The organism is Nonomuraea cypriaca (assembly GCF_015645445.1).
Lineage (GTDB): Bacteria > Actinomycetota > Actinomycetes > Streptosporangiales > Streptosporangiaceae > Nonomuraea > Nonomuraea cypriaca.
In genome coordinates this window covers 1-19,319 of record NZ_JADOGI010000085.1, presented here as the reverse complement: position 1 = coordinate 19,319, position 19,319 = coordinate 1, and the positions used below count along the sequence as shown (strand labels likewise).

Here is a 19,319-nt window from a genome sequence, read left to right as displayed (position 1 = left end):
CCGCTGATATCCGCCCCTCCCGCGTCGCCTCACCGGCATCCCCCAAGACCTCCAGCACATCCCGGTAGGCCCGCGGCAATACCGACACCTCTCCGGCCGCCACGGCGGCACCGTCAACATCCCGATCCGCGACCCACCCGAGGAGGCACTCGACGGCGGTTCACCACCGGTCTCAGCCAACACCTGCGTCGCCGTCTCCCCGGTGATCCGCAGCCGGGAGACCATATCCTCCTCGGTCGCCAACCGCCCGTTCACTCCGCGATCTGCCCGCAACGCCTCGATCAGCTCGATCGTCTTCTTCGCTTCCTCCTCGGTCGCGTCCGTCGCGGTCGTGCACCCGCCATCTTTACGCGGAAGGGGCACGTCTGGCCTTGGGCTCGGTGCCACCGGGCTCAGTGGTGCTGAAGGCGCGTCGGTATGCCGACGGCGAGGTGTGCATGGCCCGGACGAAGTGGGACCGGTAGGTTACCGGGCTGGTGAACCCAACGGTTCGGGCGATCTCCTCGACCGGGGCGGAGGTCTTTTCCAGCAGGGGCAGGCTTGCCTGGATCCGCTGGATGATCAGCCAGCGGGTGGGGCTGGTCCCTGTGCACCGCGCGAAGTGGCGCAGGTAGGTGCGGGTGGACATGTGCGCCCGGTGGGCCAGGGTCTCGACCCTGATCTCCTGCCGAAGGTTGGCGAGGGCCCAGGTCATGGTCTGGGTGATCCGGTCGTCGTCGAGGTCGTGGGGCATCGGCGCCTCGATGAACTGGGCCTGTCCGCCCTCGCGGTGCGGTGGGATCACCAGCCGCCGCGCCACCGCGTTGGCGATGCTCGGCCCGTGGTCCCGGCGTACCAGGTGCAGGCACAGATCCAGTCCTGCCGCGCTGCCGGCGCTGGTGAGCACATCCCCGTCGTCGATGTAGAGGACGTCGGCGTTCACCTTCACAAGCGGGAAACGCCGGCGCAGCAGGCCGGCGTACTGCCAATGGGTGGTCGCTCGTCGGCGATCCAGCAGGCCCGCAGCGGCCAGCGCGAACGCTCCTGAGCAGATGGAGACGATGCGGGCGCCTCGGTCATGGGCCAGGCGTAGCGCCGCGATCAACTCGGGTGAGCACTCGTCCCGTACGTCGCTCACCCCCGGCACGATCACGGTCTGGGCGGAGGCGAAGACGTCGAGACCGTATTCGGTGTTGACGGTGGCGCCGCCGACGATGCGCAGCGGGCCCGGTCGTTCCGCGCACACCGTCAGGTGGTACCAGGGAACGCCCAGCTCGGGCCTTGGCAGCCCGAACACTTCGGTGACGATCCCGGTCTCGAAGGGTGACATGCCGGCGTAGGCGAGCACCGCGACCGTCGGCCCATGCTCCGGAAGAACCCGCATGGCGGGATCCTATCGATAAGCGACATTCCCGCCACTGTCGGAGTTGTGTGGCCGCCCGCGAACATCGTTGCCATGTCCGCTGTTCTCTCCACCGCTCCCGCGCGTCCCGACCAGGCCGCCGACCACTTCGGCGCACGCCTGGCCTTCGAAACCGACGTCTCCGACGTACACACCGACCTGGAGGCCGGACTGCCCGGCCTGATCGTGGTCGACTCCCGCAGCATCGAGTCCTGGGAACAGGGCCACCTGCCCGGCGCCCTTCACCTGCCGACCGCACGGATCGCGGAGGGGGCTCCCCTCGTCGTCCCGCCTGACGTGACGGTCGTCACGTACTGCTGGGGCCCGGGCTGCAACGGCGCGACCCGGGCCGCGCTGGCCTTCGCCCGCCTGGGCTACCAGGTCAAGGAAATGATCGGTGGCTATGAGTACTGGGTGCGCGAGGGCTTCGCGGTCCAGACCTCGGCCGGGCGCATCCTCAGGCCCGCCGATCCACTGACCGCATCGGTCTCCGCCGTGGCCTGCGGCTGCTGAGATGAGCCTCGGAACACCGGCCAGGGGCGACCGGATCTGTTGCCCCTGGCCGCCGCTCAAACCTGCATGCCGGCACCATGCAGGTCGATCTGCTGGCCGCCGCACTTTGGACGAACGGACGTGGACGAACTCGCGACGCCCGTCTGCGCACCGGGGCATGAGCAACCCGGCGCAAGGGCGGGGGCGGGGGGTCAGGCACGAGGTCTCGCAAGTTCGCATCTGATGCGATACGCGGCGGTCGCGAGATACGAGGAGGCCGGCCATGACGCGATCTTGGCGGCGTGGCGTGAGTAATGTGACGTGGATGAATTCGCGGCGAATGGGGTGCGATGAGTGAGGTCAGGCGGGCGCTGGTGCTGGGCGGTGGCGGCGTCGCCGGGATCGCGTGGGCGACTGGCGTACTCACCGCCCTCGCCGAGAGTGGTGTCGATGTCACGACGGCTGATCGGATCGTCGGCACGTCCGCGGGGTCGACGGTGGGCGGTCAGATCACCAGCGGCGTGCCCCTCTCCGACCTCCTCGCGCGGCAGACGGATCCGGCGCTGCAGACACCCGAACTTCCGAGTGGTGTGCCGATGGAGCAGTTGTGGATGCGGTTCCAGGCGATCTACCAGTCCACGCCCGACCCGGCCGAGCAGCGCCGCAAGGTCGGTGCGCTGGCGTTGGAGGCCTCCACCGTCTCCGAGGCCAGGCGGCGGGAGGTCATCGCGGCCCGGCTGCCCGTCCACGACTGGCCCGAGCGTCACCTGGTCATCGTGGCGGTGGAGGCGCTCACCGGTGAGCCCCGGCTGTTCACGGCCGCGTCCGGGGTGGGTCTGGTGGACGCCGTGGCCGCCAGTTGCGCGGTGCCGGGGGTGTGGCCGTGCGTGACCATCGACGGTGTCCGTTACATGGACGGCGGCATCCGTACGAGCACCAACGCCGACTTCGCCGCCGGATTCGACAGGGTGCTGGTGCTGGCGCCGATGCCCGAAACCGGCGAGCCGTCCTGGAAGGGGCTTACCGGCACGGTCGAGGTGATCGAGCCGGACACCGCCTCCCTCGCCGCCTTCGGCCCCAACGCCCTCGCCCCAGAAGTACGCACACCCAGCGCCGAGGCCGGCTACACCCAGGGCCGCTCCGCCGCACCCCGCATCGCCGCAATCTGGAAGTAACCAACCGCCTGGCCCGCGGCTCGGCCCGTGGTCCGGCCCGCTGCTCGGCCCGTGGTCCGGCCTGGTTCGCCAGGGGGTCTTGTTCACGGGGACATGCCGGACTCCTTGCGGAGGAGGGCTGTGAGGGTGTCAGGGTCGGCGGCTGTGACGCCCTTGGCGGCGAACCAGGTGGCGACGTTGCGGGCGTCGCGGCCGAGGAACGAGGGCCCCGCCGGATGCGCGATCACGTCGACGATCTGCGGCAGGTCGATGATGATCAGCCTCCCGTCGTGGACCAGCAGGTTGTACGGGGACAGGTCCCCGTGCGCCAGCCCCTCCCTGGCCAGCGTGACCATGGCCTCGACCAGCTGCTTCCACAGGTCGTCGAGGTCGTCGGAGACCTGTGCCAGCCGGGGCGCCGCGAAGCCGTCCGCCGTACCCATGAACTCCTGCAGGATCTCCGTTCCGACGATCTGCACCGGGTACGGCACGGGAACCCCGAGCGTCCACAACCGGCACAACGCCGAGAACTCGGCGACCGCCCACTGGGCGGCGATCGCCTGCCTCCCGAAGTTCGTGCGGTTGGCCATGGCCCGGTTGATACGGCTCTCGCGAGTCCTGCGGCCCTCCAGGTAACCGGAGTCGCGGTGGAACAGGCGGTGGTCGGACGAGCGGTAGCGCTTGGCGGCCAGCAGGCACACCCGGTCGGTGCCCGGTACGCCCCTGGAGATCAGGTGGACGTCGGCTTCCTTGCCGGTCTTGAGTACGCCGTGCTCGGTGTCGACGGCGGCCAACTCGGTGACCAGCCAGCCGGGGTACGGCTCGGGGCCCTTCTCCGTCGGCGTGCTCTGGTCCCAGGTGGACCAGCGATCACCTTCGGGCGGGCCGTCGTCGGTCGCGTCGGAATTGCTTTCCAGCCATTCGAGGTCGTCGGCGTCAAGGGCGTGCTTGCCACGGCGGCGGTGCTCTGAGTGCTTCGGCACGGTGGGATTGCTCCATGGGATGAGGCCCACCGGCGGCCCGTCGATCAGGTCAGCGAACGTCCGGTGGGAAGGTGTGAGGACGCGGAAAACGGCACGCGAACAATCGTCATCACGGTCTCACCCTCCCTTCGCGTCGCGGCGATCAACTCGGGACAGAGTATGGCGGGCCGCGTCTGACCACCGCAACCGATTAAAACCGCACCGGCCGCCCCTCCCTCCCCGATCGCAGGGAGACGGACGGACGATGCCGTGTTCGAGCGATCATGGGGCACGGATCGATGCTGTGTCCGGGCCTTTGCCGGCTGGATAATGCGGTGCGGGGCGCGGGTGGTGGTTTGTAGCGTGCACTCATGCGACGGTGTGAGGTCTGCGGCTATTGGTAGCCTGCCGGAGCCCACGCTTGCGATCGCTGTGCCGCGCTGGTGGATGAGATCGTCGAGGAGGGCTGGCGGGCATTCCTGGTAGCGGAGTTCGGCAGGTTGGAGCCGCCCGACGAGCGGCTCACCGCGGAGATGGTGGTCGACGAGCCGGACAAGCACCCGTGGCGGGTGGTCGACGCCGCGTACGACCGGCTGACCTGTGCGGAGTGCGGTGGCAGGTTGAGCAGGGGGCCGGCCGGCTGCGCGGCCTGCGACCTGGCGAACGGCTTCCGCTTCGTGGCCATCGAGATCGACCGGCCCGCTGTTCCGCCGGGGAACGAGCACGCACTGCGCGTCAACGTGGCCGTTACTCGTAGGCCGCACTGGGTTTCGGCGTCCGAGGCGCTGCTGCGGCGCCTGTGGCTGCCGGTTCTGCTCGACGGCTGGCTGCCCACCACCGCGCAGGCACAGACCACCAAGGCCATGGCCGGCAAGGGCGCCACCGAGGAGCAGCTCGCCGCGTTCATGTACGGGTCCCGCTCCTAGCGCCGGGCCGCCGCTCGTAGCGCGTCGCGCTCGATCATTTCCAGATGCACGGCAGGGGCCGTGTCCGACCGGTGCCGTGGTCGGTGGCCGGTCGCGTTCGAGGGTGGCTGAGGAGCGAGAGGAATGCTCGTCAGGGGCGGTCTTCGCGCTCGCCCATCGGGCGGCGTTCCTCCACCGGACGACGTTCGCCCATCGGGCGGCGTTCCTCCACCGGACGACGTTCGCCCATCGGGCGGCGTTCCTCCACTGGGCGGCGTTCCTCCACCGAGCGGCGGTAGAGCTCGTCGATCTCGTCGAGCGGGTCCGGCGCCCGACGGCGGGCCTCGATCTCCAGGTCCGTACGGGAGGAGAGGTCGGCGATCCCCGTGGCCGTGTGACTGACCTGGTCGCCGAGGAGGTCGGCGCGGATGCGGGCGCACATGGCCGTCAGCTTCGCCTGGTGCTCGCGTAGCCGGTCGAGTGTGGCATGGTCGACGAACGAGGACAGGCGCCGCTGCTGCGCGTACATGGCGAGCTGCCCGTCATGGACGTCGGCCTGCGCCGTCAGGTCGGCGAGGAGTCTCGGCAGGTCGCCCAGCCCCCAGCCGTCATGCTGCGCCTGCTCGACGGCCTGACGGGTGAGGGACACTTCGCGGCGCAGGTCGATCCGGAGGCGCTCGACTTCGGCGGCGTCGCCCGTGCCCATCGCGTTGACGTGGGTGGTCAGCCGGGTCGTGGCCTGCCTGGCTTTGACGGCGGCCTTCTTGCCGAGCTTGACCAGCAGGTAGATGCCCACCCCGCCGAGCAGCAGAAGGAACGCCAGGATCACCAGCACGATGACAAGGAACTCGCCGATCTCCGCCACCTCCTGTGGGTGTTGATGATTTGAAGGATAGTGCGCTGGAGCGTTTCCGTCGCATCCCACCAAGCAAGCCGTTGATGCCCGCGCGACGATCGCAGGATCGCCCGACAGTGGATCACCGTACGAAGGCGCGAGCGGTGGCGAATCCGCCCGGAGGGGGAGCGGGCGTCAGCCTGAAGGTTGGCCCCGGGCCGCCCTCCTGCGGGCGCGGTAGCGGCGTACCCTCCTGATCAGCCACCACGCGGGCACCGCGAGCAGCAGCAACGCGACGACCACCAGCACGGGGGCGAACACCGCGATCAGGCTCATGCCGAGCGAGCCCGCGTCCTCGGCCGTGCTCACCACCGGCGCGCCCACGCCCGCCGTCCCGGCGTTGACGACCGGTCGCGCGGTGGCCTTGACCGCGTGTACGGCCAGGGCCACCACGATGCCCAGCAGCCAGCCGGCCCACGGGTGCTCGGACATCCAGGCGGAGCTCTCGAACTCGGCGGCGGCGTTCGTGGCCGAGAAGACGACTCCACCCGAGGCCGGTCGGACCACGGTCTGAAGGGCGTCGTTGACGCTGTCGACCGCGGGGATCTTGTCAAGGACCATCTCCGCCACCAGCAACACCGCGATCACGACGATCACTCCCCAGTTGGACAGCCAGGAGTAGCCGTCGGGGAGCTTCACGGAGTCGGTGAGGTTGGCCAGCACGCCCACCACGAGGAGGGGGATGAAGGCGTTGAGCCCGGCGGCCGTGGACAGTCCCAGGCCGGTCAGTGCGGCGAGCATGCCCCCAGTCTGCCCGTCCCGCGGGCCCGCCGTCCCGGGGAGCGCCTCAGTCCGTGCGCGCCGCCTCGTCCATGAGACGCGCCAGCCCCGGATCGGTGAACTCGGTCATCGCGCGGTCGTACTTCTCCATCCCCCAGGACCAGAAGTCGAAGTCGATGCTCTCGTTCGCGCCGTCCTGGATGGAGGCCCAGAGCGTCCAGCCGTACTTGGACATGAGGCCGAGCAGGCGGGCACGGGCGATCTTGTGGCGGAGGCGGCGGCCGTAGTAGGCGGTGACGAGCTCCTCCAGGTGGCCGAGCGGCAGGTCGGACTCGCTCCAGATGTTGCCGAGTTCGAAGCAGGGGTCGTTGTTGCCGGCGTACTCGTAGTCGATCAGCCAGAGGCGCTCGCCGTCGTCGAGGATGTTGCCCGGCAACAGGTCGTTATTACAAGGAACGGTACCTTCGTCCCTTATTTCAAGACATTTCCGAATCTTTGCCACATCGGGCATGAAATCCAGATATTTCGGCGGGAGTCGGAAGCCGCGTTCCCGGACGATCCGTAGATATCGCTGCTGGATGTCGAACATGTCGAAATCCCGTACGAACCTCGGCCCCGCGTGCAGCCGCCTGCACGCCTCCGCGACGCGCGGCAGGTTGGCCCGCTCCCGCAGGTCGGCCTCGGTGAACGTGCGGCCAGGCAGGAACCCCACCACCAGCACTCCGTCACCGGGCAGATAGTCGAGCACGGGCGCGCCCACCCCGGCCGCGGCGGCGGACACCGAGCAGGCGTGCTCGACGTCCCTGTCGATGGCCAGCAGGGCGCCGTCGCTGGCCGACACGCGCACCACGTACGCGCCGCCTGGGGTGGTCACCTTGTAGTTGTGGTTGGTCAGACCGCCGGGCAACTCCTCCACGGAGCGCGGCACGCCGGTCAACAAGGGAATGCGATCGAAGACCTCGGGCACGGCCATGCTAGATGCTAGCTCTACCAGCCTAAACGGTCTAGACCTTTTAGGGAGTGGAGGCTAGCCTCGCGACCATGAGTGACTCGGCCCGCATCGTGATCATCGGCGGCGGGGTGGGCGGCGCGTCCGTCGCCTACCACCTCACCCAACTCGGCGAGCGCGACGTCGTCCTGCTGGAACGGGACGAGCTCACCAGCGGCTCCACCTTCCACTCCGCGGGACTCGTCGGCCAGCTCCGCTCCGACCCCACGCTGACCCGGATGAACCAGTACTCCGTCGAGCTCTACCGAAGCCTGGACGCCGGGTGGACGGAGTGCGGCGGCATCAAACTGGCCTCCACGCCCGAGCGGATGGAGGAGATCCGCCGGCAGATCGGGTGGGCTCGGACGTTCGGGCTGCCGCTGGAGGAGATCTCGGTGGCCGAGGCGGTGGAGCTGTTCCCGCTCATGGATCCCGCGGGGGTCGTGGGGGCCGCGTACCTGCCGACCGACGGGCAGGTGGACCCGTCGCAGCTCTGCTACGCGCTCGCCGCCCGGGCGCGCGAGGGCGGGGCGGTGATCCGGCCGCGCACCCGCGTGCTCGGCGTGTCGACCGCCGGCGGCCGGGTCACCGGGGTGCGTACCGACCGGGGGGACATCGACTGCGAGATCGTGGTGAACTGCGGCGGCATGTTCGCCGCCGAGATCGGCCGGATGGCCGGCGTGCGGATCCCGATCGTGCCCATGTCCCACCAGTACGTGGTCACGGACGCCTTCCACGACCACACCGGCCTGCCCACGCTGCGCGACCCGGACCTGCTCGTCTACTACCGGCAGGAGGTCCAGGGACTCGTCATGGGCGGGTACGAGCGCACCTGCGCCCCCTGGACGGCCGCCCACAACTCCTTCGACGCGGTGCCCCCGGACTTCAACGGCCGGCTACTGACCGAAGATTGGCCGCGATTTGAGGAAATTTCGGATAATTCCCGGATTCGCGTCCCCGCGATGGCCGACGTCGGGATCCGCAAGCTGATCAACGGGCCGGAGGCGTTCACCCCGGACAACGAGTTCTGCCTGGGGGAGACCGAGGTGCGCGGGTTCTTCGTCGCCGCCGGGTTCTGCGCGCACGGCATCGCGGGAGCGGGCGGCATCGGCCGGGTGATGGCGGAGTGGATCGTCGAGGGCGAGCCCGGCATGGACGTCTGGCACATGGACATCCGCCGCTTCGGCCGCCAGTACCGCTCGCCGTCGTACACGCTCAAGCGGGCGGTCGAGAACTACGAGACGTACTACGACATCCGCTACCCGGGCCACGAGCGGTCGGCGGGGCGCCCGCTGCGGGTCTCGCCCGCGTACACCTGGCACGCCGCCCACGGAGCCGTCTTCGGCGAGAAGGCGGGCTGGGAGCGGGTCAACCACTACGACGCGAACGCGAACGGGCAGCAGGAGGACGAACGGCCGATGGGCTGGGCGGGCCGCTCGTGGTCGCCCGCGATCGGGGCCGAGCACCGGGCCACCCGCACGGCCGCCGGGTTGTTCGACGAGACCTCGTTCTCGAAGATCGAGGTCACCGGGCCCGGCGCGGCCGATCTGCTGGAGTGGGTGTGCGACAACCGGGTCGCCCGCCGGGTCGGCGCCGTGACCTACACCCAGGCGCTCAACCGGCGCGGCGGCATCGAGTGCGACTTCACCGTCACCCGGCGCGGCGAGGAGGAGTTCCTGGTCGTCACCGGGACCGCGTTCGGCTCGCACGACCTCGGGTGGCTGCGCAAGCAGGCCGCGCGCACCGGCGCTCAGGTCAGGATCGCCGACGTCACCGGCCAGTACGCCTGCTTCGCCCTGTGGGGCCCGAGCGCCCGCGACATCCTGTCCGGGCTCACCCCCGGTCCGCTGGACTTCCCGTTCATGTCGGCGCGCGAGCTCACCGTCGGCGACGTGCCGGTGCTGGCCCTGCGGGTGACGTTCGTGGGGGAGGCGGGCTGGGAGTTGTACTGCTCCAGCGAGTACGGCGCCGCGTTGTGGCGGGCGTTGTGGGCGGCGGGGGAGCCGTACGGGATGGTGGCGGGCGGTTACCGGGCCATCGACAGCCTCAGGCTGGAGAAGGGCTACCGGGTGTGGGGGGCGGACATCGGGCCGGAGACGACGCCGTACGAGGCGGGCCTGGGGTTCTGCGTCAAGATGGACAAGGACTTCCTTGGGAAGGACGCGCTCGACCCTTCGCCGGAGCGGCGGCTGCGGTGCGTGACGCTGCGCGACCCGCGGGCCGTCGCGCTCGGCAACGAGCCGGTGCGGGTGGACGGTCAGGTGGTGGCGCGCGTCACCTCCGGCGGGTACGGCTACACCGTGCGCGAGTCCATCGCCTACGCCTACCTGCCGGTCGGGCCTGGGACCAAGGTGGAGATCGAGATCGAGGGTGCCTGGGTGGCGGGCACGGTGGTCGAGGACCCGCTCTACGACCCCGCGGGCGCGCGGGTGCGGTGAGCGGCTAGGGTCCGGCGGGTGCGGTGACGCCGCTGCGCACGGAGATCCTGACCCGGTCGGGCCGGAACAGGTCACGGGCGAACTCCACCGGCGTCCCGTCCGCCGCGTACGCCGTCCGCTCGATCAGCATGAGCGGTGTGCCGGGCGCGACGCCCAGTTCGGCGGCCTCGGCGGGGCGGGCGGTCACCGGGGCGAGATGCTCGACCGCGGTGCGCGGCTCCAGGTCGTAGCGGGTGGCCAGCAACGTGTACAGGGAGCCGCCGAGGTCCTGGGCCAGGAGGCCGGGCAGGTCGCGGAAGTAGGAGCGTTCGAGTGCCACCGGGGAGCGGCCGGCCGAGCGTACCCGGGCCACCTCGTGCACCGGCGAGCCCACTGGGACCTCCAGCGCCCTGGCCACCGCACGCGGGGCGGGAACGGTCGCGGCCACCAGGATCCGCGCCTCGGCCCGCAGGTGGGCGCGCCGCATCTGCTCGGTGAACCCGGCGAGGCCCGTCAGGTCGCACTCGATGCGCGGCTCGGCCACGAACGCCCCGCCGGAGCGGCCGGGCAGCCTGATCAGCACGCCGTCGCGTTCCAGCGTGGCCAGCGCCTGCCTGAGCGTCATCCTGCTCACGCCGAGCCGCCCGGCCAGCTCCCGCTCGCCGGGCAGCCGGTCGCCCGGCGCCATCTCGCCGCTGGAGATCGACTCGAGCAGCCAGCGCTCGATCTGCACGTGCGCGGGGACTCCGGTGCCACGCTCCAGCTCAGGCGGTGTCCCGACCACAGGCGCATCGTAGCCCGGACCACGACATCCCGGACGACCGCGCTACCCCTTGATCGCGCCCTCGTTCCAGCCGTACGCCCTGCCCCAGGGGGCCATGTTCACGAGGCGGCCCGGCGACCACTTGGCGCCAGGCCGAACCTGGTGCGCTCGATCACGTCCAGCGAGTGGCCCAGGGCGCCGTGGACGACGGCGTCGTCCCGGAGCGCCGAGACCTCCAGGGCGGGCCGGCCCAAGGGCCGGCCGGACAGATGGCGCCGGACCGCGGCGAGCAGCGTCTCGCCGCACCTGGACAGGGGGCCGCCGATGACCACGAGCCGCCGGCGTCGTCGGAGGCGCCCCGGTAGAGCTCGCCGTTCAGCACGATGCCGGCGCCGACGCGCTCGCCCCAGTGGATCATCACCAGCGAGTCCGCGAGCCGCGCCGCGCCGCGCCGGCGCTCGCCCCGCGTGGCCAGCCGCACGTCGTTGTCCACGTGGACCGGGCAGCCCAGGCTCTCGCGCAGGCGGCGGGCAAGCAGGTCGCCGGCCAGCGCTGGCAGGCTCGGGACGAGCTCGATGACCCCGGTCGCCGGATCGGCGATGCCGGGCGTGCCCACCGAGGCGAACCACGGGTCGCCGACGCCCGCGGAGTCCAGCGTGCGCCGTACGGTGGCCAGCAGCGTCTCCACCACCGTCTCGCCGTCCAGCCCGGGGCCGAGCCGCACGACCTCGCTCGCGGCGATCGTCCCGGCCAGGTCCGACACCGCCACCCGCAGGTCCCGCGGGCTGATCGAGAGGCCGAGCACGTGGCCCGCCTCGGTGCGGAAGCGGATGAGCCGCACGGGCCGCCCCGGCCTGGCCGAGCCGCGATCGAGGGAGCAGAACTCGACCAGGCCCTCCTCGGCCAGTGCGGTCAGCGAGCGGGTGACCGTCTGGCGGGACAACCCCACGGCCTTGGCCAGAGCGGACACGCTCATGCCGGTCTCGGCCCTGAGCCGGCGCAGGACGGCGACGGTGTTGACGTCCCGCATGAGCTGCGGCTCCATGAAGTCTCCCTGGCATCTGCCGATGTGCCATTACGGACTGTACGGAATTGGATTCGCCGGGGAGTGTGAGCCGCGGAATTCGGGCGCAGGACATCCATGCACACAGACCGACATACGTGCCGCCTGGTCAGGGGTAGCCGGGCGCCGGGGTCACTCGGACAGGCGGGCCAGGCGCTCCACCGCGTCGGCGTACTCGCTGATGATGTCGTACACCACCTGCCGGGCCGGCTTCACCTGGTCGAGCTGGCCCACGACCTGCCCGACGTAGTAGTTGACCAGCTCCAGCGCCCCAGGCTCGCCCCGCTCGGCCGCCGCGCCGATGCGGGCCATCGCGCCCTCGGCCACCAGCATCTGCAGCGGCATCCCGAGCGCTCCCGGGCTCTCCTGGCCGGAGTCCCACTCCTCGGTCCAGGCCGACTTGAGCTGCCTGGCCGGCTTGCCCGTACGGGAAGTGGACCGGACCGTGTCCAGCGACGAGGCGGCCAGCAGTTTGCGCTTGACCGCGGGAGCCGTCTCCGCCTCCTCGGTGGTGAGCCAGACGGACCCGCACCACACGCCCTGAGCCCCGAGCGCCATGGCGGCCGCCATCTGCCGCCCGGACGCGATCCCGCCCGCCGCCAGCACGGGCACCGGCGCGACCGCGTCCACCACCTGCGGCACCAGCACCATCGTGGAGATCTCCCCGGTGTGCCCGCCCGCCTCCGTGCCCTGCGCGACGATCAGGTCCACGCCCGCCGTCACCTGCCTGCGGGCGTGCTCGACCGTCCCGGCCAGCGCGGCCACCGTGACGCCCGCCTGCCGCGCCGCGCTCACCATCTCGGGCGGGGGCGGCCCGAGCGCGCTGGCGATCAGCCCGATCGGGTGCTTGAGCGCCACGTCGATCAGCCCCGACGCGCCCGTGGCCGTCATCCGCCGGCCGAACTCGTCGGCCACCGGGGTCAGCGGCCGCGCGGGGGCGCGCACGCCGTACTTGGACATGAGGTGCGTCACGAAGTCACGATGCCGGTCGGGAACGTGGTCCAGGAGGTGCGCGCGCCGGTCGAGCGCGGAGGCGTCGAGCCTGCCGGGGACGAGCACGTCCACGCCGTACGGCCGGCCGCCCACCTGCTCGTCGATCCAGCTCAGCTCGGCGTCGAGCCGTTCGGGCGAGTACGCCACCGCGCCCAGCACCCCGAACCCGCCCGCGTTCGTGACGGCGGCCACCACGTCGCGGCAGTGGCTGAAGGCGAACAGGGGGAACTCGGTGCCCAGCCGTTCGCACAGATCGGTCCGCATGAGACGACGCTAACGCCCGCGGACGTGCCTGTCAGCGCCGTCAGGTCGTCAGGTGCCAGCCGAGTTCAGGGTCGTAGCTGCGGACCATTCTCGCCGGGACCCCGGCGACCACGCTGTGGTCGGGGAACTCGCCGCGGACGACCGCGCCGCCCGCCACCACGCACTGGCGGCCCAGCGTCGTGCCGGGCAGGATGATGGCGCCCGCGCCCAGCCATGAGCCGGGGCCGATCGAGACCGGGCTGTTGCGCGGCCACTGCCTGCCGATCGGCACGTCTGGGTCGTCGTAGACGTGGTTCTGGTCGGTGATGTAGACGTACGGGCCGGTGAAGACGTCGTGGCCGATGTCGATCGACTGGTGCGCCACGATGTGCGAGCCCCGGCCGATCGAACAGCCGCGGCCGATGCGCAGGATCGAGTCCGGTCCCAGGTCCTGTCCAGGGCCCATGCCGCACGAGATCGACACACGCTCGCCGATCAGCGTGTGGTCGCCGACCTCGATCCACTGCTCGCCGAAGATCGCTCCGGGAGGGAACGCGATGTTGACCCCTGGCCCGAGACGGCGGAACCGGTGGCCCGCCGGACTGGCCGGAGTGATCGCGCCGGCGTGGCGGATCGCCGTGTACACACGGTGTATCAGTGTGCCCAAGGCCCGCCGTACAAATGACATAAGCCCCAAAGCTACCGCTGTGTTGATGGCCTCCACTGCGTGGAGGCGGGCTCGTCCGCCCGATGCCGCCGTCTTCCCCCGCTCCGCTCGCTTCGCTCCCTACGCTCCTCCAGACGACGGCGCTCCCTCGCTGTGTTGATGGCCTCCACTGCGTGGAGGCGGGCTCGTCCGCCCGATGCAAAATCATGTTCATGGCCGGGCTTCGTGCGGTGGGCTGCTTGCCAGTTCGTACCGTTCGGGCATGTGAGGGGCGTTGTTTGATATCCTGAGAGCCCGTGGACACTTCGACCACACCTCGAGCCACGGGAGCCCCTTTGCGCAGCGCATCGCAAACCAAGCATCTGTTCGTCACCGGCGGTGTCGCCTCCAGTCTCGGCAAGGGGCTCACGGCATCAAGTCTCGGTCGCCTGCTCAAGGCACGAGGTCTCAGGGTCACCATGCAGAAGCTCGACCCTTACCTCAACGTCGACCCCGGCACCATGAACCCGTTCCAGCACGGCGAGGTGTTCGTCACCGACGACGGTGCCGAGACCGACCTCGACGTCGGCCACTACGAGCGGTTCCTCGACACCGACCTGCACGGCTCGGCCAACGTGACCACCGGCCAGGTCTACTCCAACGTCATCGCCAAGGAGCGGCGGGGCGAATACCTGGGCGACACCGTCCAGGTCATCCCGCACATCACCAACGAGATCAAGGATCGGATCCGGGGCATGGCCGGTCCCGAGGTGGACGTGGTCATCACCGAGGTCGGCGGCACGGTCGGCGACATCGAGTCGCTGCCGTTCCTGGAGGCCGTGCGGCAGATCAGGCACGAGGTGGGGCGCGACAACGTGTTCTTCCTGCACGTGTCGCTGCTGCCGTACATCGGGCCGTCCGGCGAGCTCAAGACCAAGCCGACCCAGCACAGCGTGGCCGCGCTGCGCAGCATCGGCATCCAACCGGACGCGATCGTGCTGCGGTCCGACCGGCCCGTCACGACGGCGATCAAGCGCAAGATCAGCTTGATGTGCGACGTGGACGAGGACGCCGTCGTCTCCGCAGTGGACGCGGTCTCGATCTACGACATCCCGAAGGTGCTCCACTCCGAGGGGCTCGACGCGTACGTGGTGCGCCGGCTCGGCCTGCCGTTCCGCGACGTCGACTGGAAGGAGTGGGAGCAGCTCCTGCGCCGGGTGCACCGGCCGGCGAAGGAGGTCACCATCGCCCTGGTCGGGAAATATATTGATTTGCCGGATGCGTACTTGTCCGTCACCGAGGCCCTGCGGGCCGGCGGGTTCGCGAACGACGCGCGGGTCAACATCCGGTGGGTCAAGAGCGACGACTGCGAGACCCCCGAGGGCTCCGAGCGCGAGCTCGACGGCGTCGACGGCGTGCTGATCCCCGGCGGGTTCGGCGTGCGCGGCATCGAGGGCAAGATCGGTGCCATCCGGTACGCCCGCGAGGGCAAGATCCCGCTGCTCGGCATCTGCCTCGGCATGCAGGGCATGGTCATCGAGGCGGCCCGCAACATGGCCGGCATCGTGGACGCCAACTCCGCCGAGTTCGACCCCGACACCAAGCACCCGGTCATCTCCACCATGGCCGACCAGGAGGACGTCGTCGCCGGCGAGCGCGACATGGGCGGCACCATGCGCCTGGGCAGCTACACCGCCAAGCTCGTCGAGGGCACCCTGGCCAGGCAGCTCTACAGCGGCAAGGCCAAGGCCGACGAGCGCCACCGCCACCGCTACGAGGTCAACAACACCTACCGCGACCACCTGGAGAAGGTCGGCCTGGTGTTCTCCGGGCTGTCGCCCGACGGCCGCCTGGTCGAGTACACCGAGCTGCCCGTGGACGTACACCCCTTCTTCATCGGCACCCAGGCGCACCCCGAGTTCCGCTCCCGTCCGACGCGGGCCAACCCGATGTTCAAGGGCCTCGTCGGCGCGGCCCTGGTCTACGCAGACGGCCGCGTGGCGGAGAAGGTCGGCCAGTGAGCGAGGCTGGGCGCGGCATGGGTGACGAGCGACCGAGAGCGAGAGCCGCCATGATCACGGACACGCCCGAGGTGTGGGACGTCGTCGACACCAAGGAACGCTTCGAGGGCTACGTCATCCGCGTGGTCACCGACACCGTCAAGATGCCCCGCGACGAGGTCGCCGACCGCGACTACGTGGTGCATCCCGGCGCCGTCGCCGTCCTCGCGCTCGACGACCAGGACCGGGTCCTGATGATCAGGCAGTACCGCCACCCCACCCGCCACCTCATGTGGGAGCTGCCCGCCGGGATCCGCGACGTGGCGGGCGAACCCCTCGTCGCCACCGCCGCGCGCGAGCTCGCCGAGGAGGCCGGATACCGTGCGGAAACCTGGTACACGCTCATCGACCTGCGCTCCTCACCCGGCATGAGCGACGAGCGCGTACGGGTGTTCCTCGCCCGCGACCTCACCGAGATCCCCGAGGAGGACAACTCCTTCGTGCACCGGCACGAGGAGATCGACATGCCGGTCGAATGGGTGCCGCTGGCCGACGCGGTGGAGAACGCCCTCATGGGAATGATCCACAGTTCCCCGGCCGTGGCCGGTATCCTCGCCGCATATGCGGCTTCGGTTGAGGGGTTCGCCCTGTTGCGCCCCGCCGACGCCCCGGAGGCGTGACGGAAGGACCGGTTCGTGGAGGCAGTGCTCTCCAGCTACCTCGCCCATCTGGCGGTGGAGCGGAGCCTGGCTGCCAACACGCTCGCGTCCTACCGTCGTGACCTGCGCCGATATGTCGACCACCTGCAGGCGCGCGGCCGCCTGCAGCTCGACGAGGTGGGGGAGGCCGACGTACAGGCCTTCCTCGCGGCGCTGCGCGAGGGCGACGGCGACCACCCCGCCCTCGTGGCCAGCTCCGCGGCCCGCGCCGTCTCCGCCGTGCGCGGGCTGCACAGGTTCGCTCTGCGCGAAGGCGTCATGGCCCACGATCCCGCCCACGAGGTACGCCCGCCGCGCCAGCCCCGCCGCCTGCCCAAGGCGATCGCCGTGGACGAGGTCGAGCGGCTCATCGCCGCGTCGGGCCCCGAGGGCGCGCCCCTCACGCTGCGCAACCGCGCACTCCTCGAGGTCCTGTACGGCACCGGCGCCCGCATCTCCGAGGCCGTCGGGCTGGCCGTGGACGACCTCGAGGACGACCAGGTGCGCCTGCGCGGCAAGGGCGGCCGTACCCGTGTCGTGCCCTTGGGGCGCTACGCCCGCTCCGCCCTGGACGCGTACCTCGTGCGCGCCCGGCCCGGCCTGCTCGCCCACGGGCGCGGCACCCCCGGCGTCTTCCTGAACGCCAGGGGCGGGCGTCTGACCAGGCAGGGGGCGTGGGAGGTGCTCCAGGCCGCCGCCGAACGCGCCGGACTAGCCGGGATAAGTCCGCATGTTCTCCGGCATTCCTTTGCAACTCATCTCTTGGACGGCGGCGCCGACGTTAGGGTGGTTCAGGAGTTGCTCGGCCATGCCTCTGTGACGACCACACAGGTCTACACCCTGGTCACGGTCGACAAGCTCCGCGAGGTCTATGCCGCGGCGCATCCCCGTGCCCGGCAGTGATCTATAGTCTTTTGGGACGTGCGGCACCCACGGCGTGCCGCCTTGCCGCGTTAAGTGGTGACGCCATAGTGTCCGTCCGGACGGTCCGGTTCGGGATCGTCAGGGAGGTTCGAGCTGGTGACTGTGACGACCAAGGGTTCGACCCCGGGGACCCCCGACAACCCCTGGGGCGACACGAAGACCAACGCGCCTTCCAATGGCGTCAACCTGGGCCCGACACGGCGGCCCCGACCCGTGTTCCCCGAGCCCGTGCCGCCTGACGTGCACGGACCTGCCCGGGTGGTCGCGATGGTCAACCAAAAGGGTGGCGTCGGGAAGACCACGACAACCATCAATCTGGGCGCCGCGCTCGTCGAGTGCGGGCTCAAGGTCCTGCTGGTCGACTTCGACCCGCAGGGCGCCCTGTCCGTCGGCCTGGGCATTAACCCGCTGCAGCTCGACCTGACGGTCTACAACCTGCTGCTGGAGCGCAACGTCACCGCCGAGGACGTGCTGATCGAGACCGGCGTCGACGGGCTCGACCTGCTGCCCAGCAACATCGACCTGTCGGCCGCCGAAGTGCAGCTCGTCACCGAGGTCGCCCGTGAGCAGGTGCTCGGCCGCGTGATCAAGCCGCTGCTGCCGCACTACGACGTGTGCCTCATCGACTGCCAGCCGTCTCTCGGCCTGCTCACGATCAACGCGCTGACCTGCGCCCACGGCGTCATGGTGCCGCTGGAGTGCGAGTTCTTCGCCCTGCGCGGCGTGGCGTTGCTCATGGACACGATCTCCAAGGTTCAGGAGCGCCTCAACGAGGACCTGGAGATCGAGGGGCTGCTCGCCACCATGTACGACGCCCGCACCCTGCACGGGCGCGAGGTGCTGGCCCGGGTGGTGGAGGCGTTCGGCGACAAGGTGTTCCACACCGTGATCAACCGTACGGTCCGGTTCCCCGACGCCACGGTCGCCGGTGAGCCGATCACCACGTTCGACCCGTCGTCCCTGGGCGCCAACGCCTACCGTGAGCTGGCCCGCGAGGTGCTGTCGCGCTGGCCGCAGCCTGCCACAATGGCCAGGTGACCGCAGAGCAGACGCCACCCCAGGGCTTCCAGGTCCACCTGGACGTCTTCGAGGGCCCCTTCGATCTGCTCCTTGGCCTCATCGCCAAGCACAAGCTGGACATCACCGAGGTCTCGCTCTCCAAGGTCACCGACGAGTTCATCGCGTACATCCGCTCCAGGGGGCCCGAGTGGGACCTCGACCAGACCAGCCACTTCCTGCTGGTCGCGGCCACCCTGCTCGATCTGAAGGCGGCCAGGCTGCTGCCGTCGGGCGAGGTGGAGGACGAGGAGGACCTGGCGCTGCTGGAGGCCAGGGACCTGCTGTTCGCGCGGTTGCTGCAGTACAAGGCGTACAAGGAAGTGGCGAAGATCTTCGCTGGGCGGATGGCCGAGGAGGCGCTGCGCTTTCCGCGTACGGTGCCGATGGAGGCGCAGTTCGCCAACCTGCTGCCCGAGCTCATCCTCGGCATCGGGCCCGAGCAGCTCGCCAAGATCGCGGCGAGGGCCTTCGTGCCGAAGCTGCCGCCCACGGTCAACGTGGGGCACATCTACCAGCCGCTGGCCAGCGTCAAGGAGCAGGCGGCCATCCTCGTCATGCACCTGCGCCGGCTCCGGCGGGCCACCTTCCGCGCGCTCGTCTCGGACTGCGACGGGACCTTCGAGGTCATCGCCAGGTTTCTGGCCGTGCTCGAACTGTTCAGGGAGTCGGCGGTGACGTTCGAACAGATCGAACCGCTGGGAGACTTGCACGTAACCTGGACGGGCTCCGACGACGGCGACGTCGCGGTGGGAGACGACTACGAGGAATCCGCGGAGAAACCACCCAATGACTGACAACCCACTGCCCACCCCGCGCAAGTCCCCTGACTCGGAGCCGCCGCTGCCCGCCTGGATGACTCTCCCGGGATCCCTCGTCCAACCCCCCGCCCCAGCCGCGGAGACCACCCCGCCGCCTGCCGGCACGGCACCACCCGAGCCTGCCCCGCCGCCCGACGATCAAGCGCCGGTTGACGGTGGGGCGTCGGCTGACGATCAGGCGCCGGTTGACCGTGAGAC

The 19,319-nt window shown here is 70.3% G+C and carries 18 protein-coding genes; 9 read left to right on the top strand and 9 right to left on the bottom strand.

Going from position 1 to position 19,319, the window contains the following annotated elements; translation table 11 throughout:
* Positions 1–346: 346 nt before the first annotated feature.
* Entirely contained in the window at positions 347–1,363 is a 1,017-nt protein-coding gene (gene ftrA, locus ITP53_RS26420; RefSeq protein ID WP_195898143.1) for a transcriptional regulator FtrA, read from the bottom strand.
* A 72-nt stretch (positions 1,364–1,435) separates the two neighbouring features.
* On the opposite strand from ftrA, the gene ITP53_RS26415 reads away from it, so the two are divergent.
* The gene (locus tag ITP53_RS26415; RefSeq protein ID WP_195898142.1) at positions 1,436–1,894 is read left to right on the top strand and encodes a rhodanese-like domain-containing protein; all 459 of its coding nucleotides are present in this window, start codon (positions 1,436–1,438) and stop codon (positions 1,892–1,894) included.
* A 329-nt stretch (positions 1,895–2,223) separates the two neighbouring features.
* Entirely contained in the window at positions 2,224–3,048 is an 825-nt protein-coding gene (locus tag ITP53_RS26410; protein ID WP_195898141.1) for a patatin-like phospholipase family protein, read from the top strand.
* Positions 3,049–3,131: 83 nt separating this feature from the next.
* Here the strand turns inward: ITP53_RS26410 and ITP53_RS57890 are convergent, their stop codons facing one another.
* On the bottom strand, positions 3,132–4,010 hold the full coding sequence (locus ITP53_RS57890) for a serine protein kinase RIO (RefSeq protein WP_195898140.1): 879 nt from the start codon (positions 4,008–4,010) through the stop codon (positions 3,132–3,134).
* Between the two features lie 422 nt (positions 4,011–4,432).
* Between ITP53_RS57890 and ITP53_RS26400 the strand changes: the two genes are divergently transcribed.
* Positions 4,433–4,915: a hypothetical protein gene (locus tag ITP53_RS26400; protein ID WP_195898139.1), complete on the top strand. Its 483-nt coding sequence runs from the start codon at positions 4,433–4,435 to the stop codon at positions 4,913–4,915.
* A 130-nt stretch (positions 4,916–5,045) separates the two neighbouring features.
* On the opposite strand, the gene ITP53_RS26395 is transcribed toward ITP53_RS26400, so the two are convergent.
* The 3 genes from ITP53_RS26395 to ITP53_RS26385 form a co-directional block, all read right to left on the bottom strand.
* On the bottom strand, positions 5,046–5,759 hold the full coding sequence (locus ITP53_RS26395) for a hypothetical protein (protein WP_236051198.1): 714 nt from the start codon (positions 5,757–5,759) through the stop codon (positions 5,046–5,048).
* Between the two features lie 165 nt (positions 5,760–5,924).
* A complete protein-coding gene (locus ITP53_RS26390; protein WP_195898138.1) occupies positions 5,925–6,530 on the bottom strand; it encodes a DUF4126 domain-containing protein in 606 nt (201 codons plus the stop codon).
* A 46-nt stretch (positions 6,531–6,576) separates the two neighbouring features.
* A complete protein-coding gene (locus ITP53_RS26385) occupies positions 6,577–7,482 on the bottom strand; it encodes a choline kinase family protein (RefSeq protein ID WP_195898137.1) in 906 nt (301 codons plus the stop codon).
* Positions 7,483–7,550: 68 nt separating this feature from the next.
* On the opposite strand from ITP53_RS26385, the gene ITP53_RS26380 reads away from it, so the two are divergent.
* Positions 7,551–9,935, top strand: coding sequence for a GcvT family protein (locus ITP53_RS26380; RefSeq protein ID WP_195898136.1), 2,385 nt, complete (start codon positions 7,551–7,553; stop codon positions 9,933–9,935).
* Between the two features lie 4 nt (positions 9,936–9,939).
* On the opposite strand, the gene ITP53_RS26375 is transcribed toward ITP53_RS26380, so the two are convergent.
* The 4 genes from ITP53_RS26375 to ITP53_RS26360 form a co-directional block, all read right to left on the bottom strand.
* A complete protein-coding gene (locus ITP53_RS26375) occupies positions 9,940–10,698 on the bottom strand; it encodes a GntR family transcriptional regulator (RefSeq protein WP_195898135.1) in 759 nt (252 codons plus the stop codon).
* 151 nt (positions 10,699–10,849) lie between these two features.
* Positions 10,850–11,722 carry an ROK family transcriptional regulator gene (locus ITP53_RS26370; protein ID WP_236051197.1) on the bottom strand — a complete coding sequence of 291 codons (873 nt, stop codon included), beginning with the start codon at positions 11,720–11,722 and terminating at the stop codon, positions 10,850–10,852.
* Positions 11,723–11,872: 150 nt separating this feature from the next.
* Positions 11,873–12,997 (bottom strand): NAD(P)H-dependent flavin oxidoreductase, encoded by a 1,125-nt coding sequence (locus ITP53_RS26365; RefSeq protein WP_195898134.1) that lies wholly within the window; start codon positions 12,995–12,997, stop codon positions 11,873–11,875.
* A gap of 40 nt (positions 12,998–13,037) precedes the next feature.
* Positions 13,038–13,622: an acyltransferase gene (locus ITP53_RS26360; RefSeq protein WP_328815798.1), complete on the bottom strand. Its 585-nt coding sequence runs from the start codon at positions 13,620–13,622 to the stop codon at positions 13,038–13,040.
* Between the two features lie 356 nt (positions 13,623–13,978).
* On the opposite strand from ITP53_RS26360, the gene ITP53_RS26355 reads away from it, so the two are divergent.
* The 5 genes from ITP53_RS26355 (at position 13,979) to ITP53_RS26335 (ending at position 19,097) form a co-directional block, all read left to right on the top strand.
* Positions 13,979–15,643 (top strand): CTP synthase, encoded by a 1,665-nt coding sequence (locus tag ITP53_RS26355; RefSeq protein WP_195898132.1) that lies wholly within the window; start codon positions 13,979–13,981, stop codon positions 15,641–15,643.
* 50 nt (positions 15,644–15,693) lie between these two features.
* Positions 15,694–16,302 (top strand): NUDIX domain-containing protein, encoded by a 609-nt coding sequence (locus tag ITP53_RS26350; RefSeq protein WP_195898131.1) that lies wholly within the window; start codon positions 15,694–15,696, stop codon positions 16,300–16,302.
* A gap of 15 nt (positions 16,303–16,317) precedes the next feature.
* Positions 16,318–17,223, top strand: a complete 906-nt coding sequence (locus ITP53_RS26345) for a site-specific tyrosine recombinase XerD (protein WP_195898130.1) — start codon at positions 16,318–16,320, stop codon at positions 17,221–17,223.
* Between the two features lie 123 nt (positions 17,224–17,346).
* Complete coding sequence (locus ITP53_RS26340) at positions 17,347–18,282, top strand: ParA family protein (protein ID WP_407941305.1); 936 nt, start codon at positions 17,347–17,349, stop codon at positions 18,280–18,282.
* Positions 18,279–19,097, top strand: a complete 819-nt coding sequence (locus ITP53_RS26335; RefSeq protein WP_195898128.1) for a segregation and condensation protein A — start codon at positions 18,279–18,281, stop codon at positions 19,095–19,097. Before ITP53_RS26340 ends, ITP53_RS26335 begins: the two co-directional genes overlap by 4 nt.
* Positions 19,098–19,319 lie beyond the last annotated feature (222 nt).